The sequence below is a fragment of the Lacticaseibacillus sp. 30 genome (assembly GCF_053819265.1).
This window is the reverse complement of the sequence record NZ_JBSOQX010000005.1, coordinates 1-12,111: the sequence shown is the minus strand read 5'-3', so window position 1 is coordinate 12,111 and position 12,111 is coordinate 1. Positions and strand designations below refer to the sequence as shown.

The window sequence follows — 12,111 nt, the reverse complement described above, 5'->3', positions numbered from 1 at the left end:
TGGGGAGGTAACCTGATTGAATAGTTTGGATTATCGACTTCTACGCTATCTCCTAGCAAATGGCACATCTGATTTAGACGAGTTGGCCGAAAGCGAAAACGTTTCAACGCGTACGATGCAGAAGTACATTCATGAGCTAGGAGAATCACTTGGGGATGCTGCAGAAATTCGCATTAATAAAAATGGGTACTTCTTGCACATCTTGGATTATCGCCAATTTTCTTTAATTCAATCAGGTGTCTTCAAACAAAATATTGATAATAACGACAAGCAGAAGCGGCAGGCGGAAATTCTTTTTCGTCTTATCAAAGAACGGCAATTCATTCCTATGGATGAAATCGCTGATCAATTGACGGTCAGTCGCGGCACTTTATTAAAAGATTTAGAAGCTTGTCGCGCTTGGTTGAAAAATTATGATCTCCAAATTGAAGGGGCGACAAGTCGCGGGGTTAAGTTACAAGTGGGGTCAACTGTTGACTTAACCATGTTGATTTACAATCACCTCTTTGATTATGTGCAGTCGCGAATTTTTACGGATAAAACTTTGGTTGCATCAGTCGTCAGTCGGCTGAATTCAGCAAAGATAAAGACGAGCACAACACAAATTTTTGAGAAGATCATGCAAATCATCGTCTTCCTGAAAAAGCATCATTATGTATTCAGTGGTATTAGTCCGTATTATACGAACTTGATGGACGATTCACCACTTTTCATTAACATTGTTGGTGATATTGAAGATCGCTGCCATGTGTCATTTAGCCAAGAAGAATATGATTTCCTTGCCTTTCCCTTCAACTTGTATGCGAACAAGTTATTGTCACCAGCTAAGTTGAAGGTAAAGGTTCACGAAAACAAAGCAATGTTCGACCAAATTGCCAGTGAAGTTCGAGCTTTGGTTGATGCCAAGATTGACTATGACCAATTTTATGAGACGACTAAGTATCATTTAATTTTCTTGATTAATCGCGGTATTTTCCACATTTCTCCGTCTGATTATTTGACGGACAAAATGTTACAACGATTTCAATTAGCTGCCGATATGGCGATCTTGATGATTGACAAGTTGGAAGAAAAAATGGGGATTCATATTGCGGATGTTGAGATCAATTATCTGACGGTTTACTTCGAAATGGCGTTGCAGCATGCCGATGTCAATGTACCAGATCAACCACGAGTTGGTTTTTATTCAAACATGGGGCAAAGCGTGCTGCAGTATTTGCAAAATCAGCTTAACACGATGTTCGAGTCGCAGGTGACAATCACTGCTTATCAGGATGAGGAAGATATTCTAAAACATCAAGATGAGTTGATCATGGTTTTCACAGATCGGCCGTTGGCTCATAAATTGCGAATTCCGGTCGTCATGATTGGTGATATCTTCCGGGATCGCGTGCTTGAAACCAAAGTGCGAGTTTCAGCGGTTCAACACGAAATTGATGCTGGCAGAATCATCTGGCGCCCACAGGTTTTCGAGAATCGAGCAAGTATGTCGTATGAAGCTGTCTTACGAGCAGCACTCAAGCCAGATAGTGATGCAGGTTTGGTTGACCCGGGATTTATTGACCGATTGATTAAGCACGAATCGACCACCAAGTTTGTGCTCGATAACGGTGTCGCGATCCCTCATGCTATTGCGGATATTGACGAGAATCGCTTGTTCCTGCATCTAAGTGTACTGAAACATGCCATTCCAGTTGGTGGCAAAGCAGTTAGTTATATTTTTGTTATTGGGATTCCACGTGTTTTAGGGAAAAAAGCCTTGGAGGATTTATCGATGCTCTATGATCTGCTGTTTTTACTAGCAGTGAATGAAGCGGCGATGAATAATCTGCGCAAGATTTCAGGCAGTCAAGATCCCTTAACCGTTGTCACGGAGGGACTTTAAATGAACGTTTTGATACTTGGTATCTTTATTGCAGCGGCGTTTTTACTGCAGGCACTAATGGGCTATTTTCAGATTCGTAATTTTGCTCACAATTATCACGAGGTACGGCAAGATGGTCGGGTGCTGATCGGGAAAAATCCTCGGCGTTTTCGCCAAGGCAGTTTGATGTTGATCGGTTTAGACCATGATGATCGTATTCAAGAAATTCGGGTGATGAAGGGCCTCACGGTTTTCAGCCGATTCCGAGACGTGAATCAATTTGACGGTGAACTGGTCGCTGAAGTTGGCGCTGATTACACAGCACTGCAGAAGCTGAGTCGAACAGAACGCGAATGTTTTCTGAATGCGTATCGCAATTATGTGAACTATAAAACGAATAATCTCAGTTTTGAAGACTTTGATACAAGTCGTGTCAGCATGTTTTCACTGCCGATCTTTAATGAGATCGGCATAAAAATGAAAGCGATTCCGCATATGCTAACCAATGTCTTTAAGAAGAATACAATTTAAATTTAGGAGATGAGACCATGCAATATGTTTCTGATTTTGCAGCCGGCTTCATGAAGCTGTTCCAAACAGGTGGTAAGACATTCATTAGCTGGATGACCAGCATTGTACCAGTTGTCTTGCTATTGTTGGTATTGATGAACACGATTATTGCTTTTATTGGGGAAGAACGAATCGAACGGTTTGCCCAGAAAGCGAGCCGAAATGTGTTGATGCGTTATCTGGTATTGCCATTCTTAGCAGCATTCATGTTAGGTAATCCAATGTGCTTCACGCTTGCCCGCTTCTTGCCGGAATACTACAAGCCAAGTTACTATGCTGCACAAGCACAGTTCTGCCATACCAGCAATGGCGTGTTCCCGCATATTAATCCAGGTGAATTGTTCGTCTGGTTGGGCATTGCCCAAGGTGTCCAAAAACTTGGGTTAAATCAAATGGATCTCGCAATCCGCTACATGTTAGTCGGGATTGTGATGAACTTTATCGGCGGTTGGGTCACCGACTTCACAACCGCATATGTTTCTAAACAAACTGGCATTACGCTCAGCAAGACAGTTGATCTGTCGGCGCGTAATGGTCAAGAAGCCTAATTGTCTGAATAAAGGAGGCATTTACTATCATGGCTGATCAAAAATGGCATAGTATTCAAGTTGTGAAAGGTTCAGGCGGCTATGGCGGCCCCTTGACCATTACACCTACAGAACAAAAGCATAAGTTTATCTACGTGACTGGCGGCAATCGACCTGCCATCGTTGACAAGATTGTTGAATTAACTGGGATGGAAGCAGTCGACGGTTTCAAGACATCTATCCCTGAAGACGAGACGGCAGTTGCGATCATTGACTGTGGCGGCACACTACGTTGCGGAATTTATCCGAAGAAAAACATTCTGACGATTAACGTATTGCCAACTGGGAAGTCTGGTCCGCTGGCAAAATATATTGTGCCTAAGTTGTATGTTTCAAATGTTGATGTGAATCAGATTACAGCCTTACCTGATGATGCAGTGCCAGATCAATCATTAAATGGGGTACCTTTTGACCAACGTGGCGAAGCTGGCAAACAGCACGCTGCATTGGCAGCATCGGCAGCTTCTCAAGCGACGGCGATTGAAACACAGACCACCACAGCTAAAGATCAAGAAGCAGCTGAAGCTCGCGAAGCCAAGTTTGATACGAACAAAACGATCACGGCGCAGATGAAAAAGCCCAACTTTATTGCGCGCATCGGGATTGGCGCTGGGAAAGTGATTGCTACCTTTAATCAGGCAGCTAAAGATTCTGTTCAGACAATGCTGAATACCGTTATTCCATTTATGGCCTTTGTAGCTTTACTGATTGGTATTATTCAGGGATCTGGCTTGGGCAGTTGGTTTGCTAAACTCATGACGCCACTTGCTGGTAATGTCTTTGGACTTATCGTCATCGGCTTTATCTGTTCCCTACCGTTCCTTTCACCAATCCTTGGCCCCGGGGCTGTTATTGCTCAGGTTATTGGGACGTTGATCGGGGTTGAAATCGGTCGTGGTAACATCCAGCCACAATATGCGCTGCCTGCATTGTTTGCGATTAACACGCAAAACGCGGCTGACTTCATTCCAGTTGGTTTAGGACTTGAAGAAGCTGATTCCAAGACTGTTGAAGTCGGCGTTGTCTCTGTCTTGTATTCCCGTTTTCTAAACGGGGTACCACGTGTTGTTGTTGCTTGGTTAGCAAGTTTTGGCTTGTACGCGAAATAAGTTAGTTTATTGGAGAGGTGAGTAAGGTGTCGTCATTAGCAGAAACAGTAAAATACGAGACAAAAATTCTTGAAGTTGGTTCGGAAGCACGGGGGTTCAAGGATATCAATATGGCCATTCTTTTTGGAGATGAAGCCCCTGATGCATTACGATCGTCTTGCTTCATTATTAATGTCAATAAAATTTTGGAACCAATCGAAGTCGGAGATGTGATGACGTTCGACGATCAATCTTATAAGATCACGGCGGTTGGCAATGAGGTGAACACCAATCTGGGCAACCTTGGTCATACAGCGATTGTTTTCGATGGTTCGACAACACCTGAGCTCGCAGGATCGCTTTATTTGGAAGAAAAGACGTATCCAGAATTAGATGTCGGGACTACAATTAAAATAATAAGAGCGTGAACCGGCGCGGTAAGAAACCGGAGCATAAGTGGCCTTGGCCGCGATGACCGCCCTTTGATCATTGCGACCAAGGTTCTTATGTGCAGGTTTCATCGCCATTGAACGCTTTTAATTAGGGGGAATAATCCATGTTTATTGATACAGCGAACCTCGATCAAGTCAAAGAAATGTTGAGTTTTAATCAGTTCGAAGGGGTTACCACCAATCCCAAGCTTTTGCTGAAGGAAGGCCATCCACGCTTCGAACAATTAGGTAAGATTCGCGACTTGAAGCCAGGCGTTTTGTTCGTGCAATTGGTTGGCGATACTGAGGAAGAATTGTTAGCTGACTATCACGAATTACGCAAGCGCTTTCCGGATAATGATGACACGCGCATGGCCTTTAAGATTCCATTATTTGAACCAGGCTATCGGGCAGTATCAGCGATTCGCGCTGAAAAGCCCGATGAGTGTCTGCTAGGCACGGCCGTTTATTCCGTTCGCCAGGGCTTCATGGCCTGCGTCGTTGACTGTGATTACATTGCCCCTTACGTCAATCGTATGGAGCAGTTGGACATTGACCCATACAGCGTGATCGCCGAGACACATTCATTCTACAAGAGTACTGACACACACATTAAAATCATGGGCGCCAGTTTCAAGACGGCTTCACAAGTGATGGCTGCCATCAAGGCTGGGGCAGAAAATGTCACTATCAGTTACGATATTTTCCAACAACTCATGACCAATGCAGCAGCCAATGATGCGATTCGCGTCTTCAATGAAGAAGGCCATCAGCTGGATAAAACAGCTGGAATTTGATCACTGATCGGATGAACAAAATCGTGATGGGATAGGTGCGAATTTAATTTCAAAAAAGCCATGAAGTGCCGAGCTTGACTCGGGGTTTCATGGCTTTTTGTGTTTCGCACGACTTGATCTATCGGAGGCAGCAAACGAACTTTCATTCAAAACAGTCTATTTTTGCAGCAGATTACCAGCCAAAAAAATAGGCGTTATTTTTAAAAATAAGAAACGGTTTTTTGCACGAATGACTGATGCAAAGTGTGAAATGTCTAAATTGACGTTTTTTTGAAATTTAAGGAATGATACAACTTATAAATGCTGTTATGTACATAAATAAACGCGCCATATAAGCACTTCAATCATTGGCTTCCTGAATAGCTTAACACAATATTGTTGACAATCGGAACAGACCAATTGTCTTTTTGTTTACAATATCACATATCATTGCACGATTAATCGTGCAAACATTGCCTGTTGTTTCGTCTTGGAAAGCGCTTTACAGTAGAATTAGAAATTGAGTGTGGGGGGTGATGTGAGATGTCATTAAGTAACCGACAGCGGCAGATTGTTTTGCAGCTGATTAGTGCTGAAGGGGCGGTGACAGCTAAGCAGTTGGCTGAGTCAGTTGCAGTCAGTGTTCGGACAGTGAAGTACGACTTAACAGATATTCGAGATTGGCTGGCGGCGAAAGATTCAGTTTTGAAAAGTGCACCGCGCAAAGGAATCTGGATCGAGGCTAGTGAAGCTGCCCGAACGGCTTTGCGGGAGAAAATCGATGATCAGTTAGCTGATAACTATTTAGCCCCGAATGAACGAATTCTCCGCATGATCTTGATTCTTTCACAAACCGGCGATTACACCACCCAACAGCAGTTGCAGGCGCGGGTGAATGTGAGTCAGACAACGGTGAACAATGATCTGAAGAAACTCGCGGTTTACTTGGAGCAATTCAACGTCAAGCTGATCAGCAAAAACTATTATGGCTACAAGCTAAACGGTACCGAGTTGGCTATCCGCCGCTTGCTGGAACAACTCATCACGCAGCAGTTGAATCGTAAAACGCTCATGGCCGAGCTGGTTGACAGCTTGAACACTAAAACCGAACCGAAAAGAGCTTTAGTTTTGACCGGTGAAGCAACTTTTGATCACGCGTTCAATACCATCTTGAAAGAGGCCATTCGTCTAGGTAAACAGGAAGGCGACATGCCTGATCCTAGTACACTGATTGCCACGATCATTCGGTTGACCATCGGCGTGATTCGCCAAGGGTTTAATCAACTAGTCAACAGCTATCATCGGGTTGAACAGTCCCAAACGGATCAGCAGTATTCGGACAAACTGATCATGAGGACGTTGGCTTTTTACAACTTGCCAGCGCTCACGGACGATTACGACTATTATCTCGGTCAAAGCGTTAACGAAAAAGTGGCTCCGCAAGATCATAACTTGGTCGCGATGACACATCGCATCATCTTGGCGGTTGGGGCATTGGTTGATCATGATTTTAGTCACGACAGTCAGCTGCAGGAAAATCTGTACTTGCATCTTAGTCAGTCCTTGGGTAAGAAAAGTCAGTTGCTTGAGTACAGCCCGTTTACGCAAGATATTAAGCAAGAGTATCCGGCCTTGTTTGAAGCCATTGAAAAAATCGTCAATAAAGAGTTGGCAGGTGATCAGGCAGTTTTAAGTGAGGCGTTTGTTTCCTTCATTGCCTTGCATTTCATGGTGTCGCTCAATCGCGATAGCCAGATGCGCACGGTTCGGGTCGCGTATGTTTGTGCAACTGGCATTGGAATCACCAATCTGATTCAGCAGCGCATTGCTTCAGCGATTCCGAATATTGAACTGGTCGGCTTTGCTTCCATTGATGATGCGCGGGCGTTGATTGCCCGCGAACATCCTGAATTGGTCATCAGTGTGTTTCCGCTCAAGAATTTGGAGGTTCAGGTGATTGAAGTGCGACCGTTGCCGAATGCCGCTGACATCGCTGCGATTCGAGGAGCGGTTGCTAAAAAATTACAAGTACCGCTTGCCCAGATTAAGTCACAGCAGCCAGTAGTGCCGATTAGACCGAAGCCCAATCTTGAACAACAGACGCAGCAGACGATTTTGACTATGTTCAGTATCTATTCGGAACTCAAGCAGCAATTGCCAACAACAATTGATCCATATTACGGCGATGCGTTCATGATGCACGTTTTCCTCGCGGTCCAACGCATTATGTTTGATAAGCAGTATCAGGGAAAACCAAATCAGGATGATCCTAAGCTGGTGGGGACAGTTGAGCATGTCTTTTCGGATCACGGCCTTGCCATCAATCGTGCAGAAGTGCATGCGATCCTAGAGTATTTGAGCTTAAGTCATGAAGTATCACAGGAAGGGGATGACACCACTGGACGCGAACGTTGAATTACCCACAGAAGTCAAAGCGATGATCGAACAAAGCAGTGATGTCCAAGCAACAACAGCGCTTGTCAATTATGTCATCAAACTAGCCGCTGCGGCGGAGATTCATTTTACTGATCTTCAGCTGCAAATACTCACGAATCATCTCATTGAAATGCTAGGCCGATCGAAGTCAGGCGAGCAATTGCCAGCGGTTGATCCGACAATGTTCGCTGAAGTTTCGCAAAAGTCGTTGGATTTGGCTGATCAAGTTGTGCAACATATCGGGCATTTGGAAGTCGCAGAGAAGTATGTTTTATCGATTCATTTTGAAGCGGCGCAGGATAAGATTTAAAAAATTGTTGTAGAAGGTCACTTACTTTGAATAAACAAACGCGCTCGCAGTCGCAACTCGGCTATGTCAAGGACAGTTACGTCAGATGGCCCAAAGATCGGACCATTTGACGTAACTGCCACTTCGCTACGCCGAGCCAAGCGTTCCTGCTCGTGCGCTCATAATAGGAGGATTTCACCATGGTTAAAGTTGTTATTGCAGATCGGATGGGTAAGGGTCAGAACGTTGCGAAAGGCGTTGAAGCAGCTGGTGGTACAGCAGTTGTTGTGCCAGGCATGGGTGCAGATATGCGCTTGGGTCAAGTGATGGATAAAGAAAAAGCCGATATGGGGATTAGCTTCTGCGGTTCAGGCGGTGCTGGTGCAATCACAGCGCACACCCAGTTTGGCTGGCCAGAACGTCATGGTATGCGTTCGGTTCAAGAAGGAATTACCGCGATTGAAGACGGCAATAAAGTGCTTGGTTTCGGCTTTATGGATCAAGAGGCTTTAGGTACAGCCCTTGTCGAGGCGTGGAACAAAAAGTATCCAGAAGCTTAAGGAGTGATTCAGATGACGGTCGTGAATGAAACCAAACGTCAGGTTCTCACAGTGTCTGGTAAAGGCGAGACCAAGCAACAAGCTTTCGCTGCTGCCTTCAGCGACATTCAAAAGCAGCTGATCGACAATGGCGATGAAGCTATTTTACGGATCGTCCCAGAAAAGGTTGAGCCGCTGAAGTTGATCAAATCCAGTTACACAGAAAAGTTTCTTTTCTTCTTTTTCAAACGGACTAGGACCACTTATGCAGTTACTTTGGCGGTGACGGTTGCTATTACCGCGATTGATCTTGGCGCTTTGACCTTCGAAGATGTCACAGCACCGTCACCAGACGCACTCTCATTACCGAACTTGAAAAATATGTTAAAGGATGTGAAATGAGTTGCCAATACTAACGATTTTATTCCAGTCGATCATCATTGGTGGATTGGTCGGCTTTGCGGCTGGGGTTGGGGCCGCCCGGATGTTTACCGCTCCGAAAACCCAAGCCTTGGGGGCTTTCCGAACATTAGGCGAAATGAATGCAGCAGAAGGTGATCCGGCTTCGCATTTTAGCTTCGGCCTTGGTTTCTTCTTCAATGCCTGGGCATCAACGGTGGGTGCCGGTGCCTTCACGCAGGATATCACTCACCGTGTGATTCCTAACTGGGCAGCAGCAGGCTTGTTGGTGAAGAATCGCAATGTTGAGCAGACTGTGCACAATCCTAAGAAAATGGGGATTGCCGGGACCATTATTGGGGTTGTCGTTGTTGCTTTCTTGAATGTCACCTCCAGTTCCATCCCTGAATCTTTACAGGTGACGGCAGTTAAAGTGTTAGTCCCAGCTGCCAATCAGCTGATCAATCTGGTGATGCCGATTCTGTTCTGGCTGGCTGCCATTGATGCCGGTCGTCGCTCAGGGTTGTTCGGAACCGTCTTCGGCGGGCTTTCGGCGATGATCATGGGTAACGCGGTGCCAGGTGTTGTGTTGGGCATTTTGATTGGTAAAGGGGTCGACGAACTCGGTTGGACGCGGATTACGAAATCTATTTTGGCAGCAGCGATTCTGTTGTTTGTTCTATCCGGTTTCTTCCGTGGGTTCGATCTTAACTTGTTGAAGTCCTTTAACCTGAATGCACCAGGTTGGTTGTCGAACGTTCATCAAATGTTAGGCGGAAAGTAGAGGTGTTAACGAATGGCTGATAAACAAACCACAGCAAATGATGTGTCTGCGGATGAAGAATTGAAGGCAGTTGCAAATGATCATGACTTTTGGCACGCAGACTGGGGCTTCGTTGTCATCGTCGCCTTGATGTCGGCTGGCGTCTTTGCCGGCACGTCAATGTATTACAATTATGGTGTCGGTGCTTTCAACGAAGTCGCGATTGTTGCGATGTTGAAGGCGGGGATGACTGGCGGTTCATACGGTGCAGCCGCGGCCTTTGGTGCCAGCTTCCTGTTCGCCCGTATTTTGGAAGGCTCACTGGTCGGAATTCTCGATCTTGGCGGTTCGATTTTAACTGGTGTCGGCATTGGGATTCCAGCGATTTTACTCTCGGTTGGTGCCAAATCCTTAGTTTCCAACTTTGGACTTGCCCTTTTGACCGGCGGGGTATTAGGACTCATTATCGGGGTCATCATTTACCTCGTGCGGAAATTTACGATTAATCAAAGTAATGCCACATTCGGTGCGGATGTCATGATGGGTGCCGGGAACCAAACCGGGCGTTTCCTTGGTCCGCTGATCATTCTGAGTGCGGTCACCGCCAGCATTCCAATCGGGATCGGCAGTACAGTCGGCGCAGCCCTCTTCTACGCATGGAAAAAGCCAATCCCCGGCGGTGCCATCATCGGCGCCATGGTTATGGGCTTCTTCTTCCCAGTAAAATTATAGAGTGTGAACCAGCCCGGTTAGAAACCGGAGTGTAAGTGGCCTCTAACCTAAATAGCTGGGCTTTAACCATTTAGGTTAGAGGTCCTTACACGAAGGTTTCTGGGCTGGCGAACACGTTTCAAAAAGAGTGTGAACAGGCGCGGTTAGCTCGGTGTAGCGAAGCGGCAGTCAAGACAACTGGTCTGGGCTTTGGACCAGTTGCCTTGACTGTCCTTCGCATAGCCGAGCTGCGCCAGTGAACACGTTTCGGCAAGAGTGTGAACAGGCGCGGTTAGAAACCGGAGCATAAGTGGCCTTAAAGCTAAATGGCTGGGCTTTAGCCATTTAGCTTTAAGGTCCTTATGTGGAGGTTTCTGCGCCAGTGAACACGTTTCGAAAAATCATTTTCCACACAGATTTGAAAGGCAGGTAATCAGCAGTGTTTGATGTCTTAATCAAGAATGGCAAAACCGAACGCGAACAACCGATTGAAATTGGAATCAATGGCAGCCAGATTGCGGCACTTGCCCCCAAACTTGAAGGGGCAAGCGGCAAACAAGAAATCGATCTGCATCATGAAGCTTATGTGAGTGCAGGTTGGATTGATGATCATGCCCATTGTTATGAAAAGTTGACGCTATATTATGATGACCCCGATGAAGATGGCTATAAGACGGGTGTGACAACGGTGATTGATGCCGGATCAACCGGGGCCGATAACATTCGCGATTTTTACAACATTACCCGCGATAAGAAAACCAATGTCTACGCGCTGATCAATATTGGGCGAACCGGTATTTTGGCACAGGATGAATTGGGGGACATCAGCAAGGTCAATAAAGAGGCGCTGTTTGATGCTGTGCACGACTTGCCTGATTTCGTTGTTGGGATTAAGGCGCGCGAAAGCCATTCCGTTGTGATTGATAATGGCATCAAACCATTATTGGCAGCTAAATCTTACGCTGCTTTGCTGGGCAACTTGCCGGTCATGGTTCATGTAGGCGCTAATCCGCCAGAACTTAAAGACATCATGCAGGCCATGGGTAAAGGTGACGTGTTGACGCACGCCTATAACGGTAAGCCAAATGGCATGGTTGATGAAGATGGCGAGATCAAAGAATTTGTTTACGACGCCTATGATCGCGGTGTGATTTTCGATGTCGGCCATGGCACAGATTCCTTTAATTTCAAAACCATGCGTATTGCCCGTGACCACGGACTGGATCCTAAGTCACTCAGCACGGACATCTACCACCGCAACCGCGAAAATGGTCCAGTATACGATATGGCAACCACGATGGAGAAAATGCTGCAAGTTGGCTACACATTGCCTGAAGTGATTCGCATGGTCACCTTTGCTCCAGCAGATAATTTCCACTTGCTGAACAAAGGCCGGCTGCGTCCGGGTAAAGACGCTGACATCACGATCTATAATGTGACGGATGGTGAAAAGACACTGACGGATTCCAACGGCAACACTGAAACCGGCCATCAGCTGATTACACCAATTCGCACGATTGTTGGCGGCACGGTTTATGATTTGGAGGGACAACACGTATGAGTGACTACTACAAGACTTACGATTTAAAACATGTGATTAATGCTAGCGGTAAAATGACGATTCTCGGCGTTTCCAAAGTGCCCGAGGTTGCCATTCA

13 protein-coding genes are annotated in these 12,111 nt (G+C 45.9%); all 13 read left to right on the top strand.

The window, feature by feature from the left end; all coding sequences use genetic code 11:
• Window positions 1-16 precede the first annotated feature (16 nt).
• On the top strand, window positions 17-1,885 hold the full coding sequence (locus ACWPAB_RS04630) for a BglG family transcription antiterminator (protein WP_003568025.1): 1,869 nt from the start codon (window positions 17-19) through the stop codon (window positions 1,883-1,885).
• Entirely contained in the window at window positions 1,886-2,395 is a 510-nt protein-coding gene (locus tag ACWPAB_RS04625) for a transcriptional regulator GutM (RefSeq protein ID WP_003568024.1), read from the top strand. It abuts the gene before it with no gap.
• Window positions 2,396-2,412: 17 nt separating this feature from the next.
• A complete protein-coding gene (gene srlA / locus ACWPAB_RS04620) occupies window positions 2,413-2,982 on the top strand; it encodes a PTS glucitol/sorbitol transporter subunit IIC (protein ID WP_003568023.1) in 570 nt (189 codons plus the stop codon).
• 29 nt (window positions 2,983-3,011) lie between these two features.
• Window positions 3,012-4,130 carry a PTS glucitol/sorbitol transporter subunit IIB gene (gene srlE / locus ACWPAB_RS04615; protein WP_003585847.1) on the top strand — a complete coding sequence of 373 codons (1,119 nt, stop codon included), beginning with the start codon at window positions 3,012-3,014 and terminating at the stop codon, window positions 4,128-4,130.
• 26 nt (window positions 4,131-4,156) lie between these two features.
• Window positions 4,157-4,537: a PTS glucitol/sorbitol transporter subunit IIA gene (locus tag ACWPAB_RS04610; protein WP_003568021.1), complete on the top strand. Its 381-nt coding sequence runs from the start codon at window positions 4,157-4,159 to the stop codon at window positions 4,535-4,537.
• A gap of 128 nt (window positions 4,538-4,665) precedes the next feature.
• Complete coding sequence (locus tag ACWPAB_RS04605; protein ID WP_003568020.1) at window positions 4,666-5,337, top strand: transaldolase family protein; 672 nt, start codon at window positions 4,666-4,668, stop codon at window positions 5,335-5,337.
• 522 nt (window positions 5,338-5,859) lie between these two features.
• Window positions 5,860-7,731, top strand: a complete 1,872-nt coding sequence (locus ACWPAB_RS04600; RefSeq protein ID WP_003585844.1) for a BglG family transcription antiterminator — start codon at window positions 5,860-5,862, stop codon at window positions 7,729-7,731.
• Window positions 7,706-8,062: a hypothetical protein gene (locus tag ACWPAB_RS04595; RefSeq protein ID WP_016381301.1), complete on the top strand. Its 357-nt coding sequence runs from the start codon at window positions 7,706-7,708 to the stop codon at window positions 8,060-8,062. Before ACWPAB_RS04600 ends, ACWPAB_RS04595 begins: the two co-directional genes overlap by 26 nt.
• A 179-nt stretch (window positions 8,063-8,241) precedes the next feature.
• A complete protein-coding gene (locus tag ACWPAB_RS04590; RefSeq protein WP_003576723.1) occupies window positions 8,242-8,601 on the top strand; it encodes an SFCGS family glycine-rich protein in 360 nt (119 codons plus the stop codon).
• Window positions 8,602-8,613: 12 nt separating this feature from the next.
• Window positions 8,614-8,982 (top strand): DUF4312 family protein, encoded by a 369-nt coding sequence (locus tag ACWPAB_RS04585; RefSeq protein ID WP_003568016.1) that lies wholly within the window; start codon window positions 8,614-8,616, stop codon window positions 8,980-8,982.
• A gap of 1 nt (window position 8,983) precedes the next feature.
• Window positions 8,984-9,763: a DUF4311 domain-containing protein gene (locus ACWPAB_RS04580; protein ID WP_003585839.1), complete on the top strand. Its 780-nt coding sequence runs from the start codon at window positions 8,984-8,986 to the stop codon at window positions 9,761-9,763.
• A 12-nt stretch (window positions 9,764-9,775) separates the two neighbouring features.
• Window positions 9,776-10,474 (top strand): DUF4310 family protein, encoded by a 699-nt coding sequence (locus ACWPAB_RS04575; RefSeq protein WP_003568014.1) that lies wholly within the window; start codon window positions 9,776-9,778, stop codon window positions 10,472-10,474.
• Between the two features lie 418 nt (window positions 10,475-10,892).
• The gene (locus ACWPAB_RS04570) at window positions 10,893-12,014 is read left to right on the top strand and encodes an amidohydrolase/deacetylase family metallohydrolase (protein ID WP_003576719.1); all 1,122 of its coding nucleotides are present in this window, start codon (window positions 10,893-10,895) and stop codon (window positions 12,012-12,014) included.
• Window positions 12,015-12,111 lie beyond the last annotated feature (97 nt).

What these genes read in the sequence shown, in the direction of transcription:
- ACWPAB_RS04605 (WP_003568020.1), top strand. Translation starts at nt 4,666, where the DNA reads ATGTTTATTGATACAGCGAACCTCGATCAAGTCAAAGAAATGTTGAGT.
- ACWPAB_RS04590 (WP_003576723.1), top strand. Translation starts at nt 8,242, where the DNA reads ATGGTTAAAGTTGTTATTGCAGATCGGATGGGTAAGGGTCAGAACGTT.
- ACWPAB_RS04595 (WP_016381301.1), top strand. Translation starts at nt 7,706, where the DNA reads ATGACACCACTGGACGCGAACGTTGAATTACCCACAGAAGTCAAAGCG.
- srlA (WP_003568023.1), top strand. Translation starts at nt 2,413, where the DNA reads ATGCAATATGTTTCTGATTTTGCAGCCGGCTTCATGAAGCTGTTCCAA.
- ACWPAB_RS04585 (WP_003568016.1), top strand. Translation starts at nt 8,614, where the DNA reads ATGACGGTCGTGAATGAAACCAAACGTCAGGTTCTCACAGTGTCTGGT.
- srlE (WP_003585847.1), top strand. Translation starts at nt 3,012, where the DNA reads ATGGCTGATCAAAAATGGCATAGTATTCAAGTTGTGAAAGGTTCAGGC.
- ACWPAB_RS04575 (WP_003568014.1), top strand. Translation starts at nt 9,776, where the DNA reads ATGGCTGATAAACAAACCACAGCAAATGATGTGTCTGCGGATGAAGAA.
- ACWPAB_RS04625 (WP_003568024.1), top strand. Translation starts at nt 1,886, where the DNA reads ATGAACGTTTTGATACTTGGTATCTTTATTGCAGCGGCGTTTTTACTG.
- ACWPAB_RS04600 (WP_003585844.1), top strand. Translation starts at nt 5,860, where the DNA reads ATGTCATTAAGTAACCGACAGCGGCAGATTGTTTTGCAGCTGATTAGT.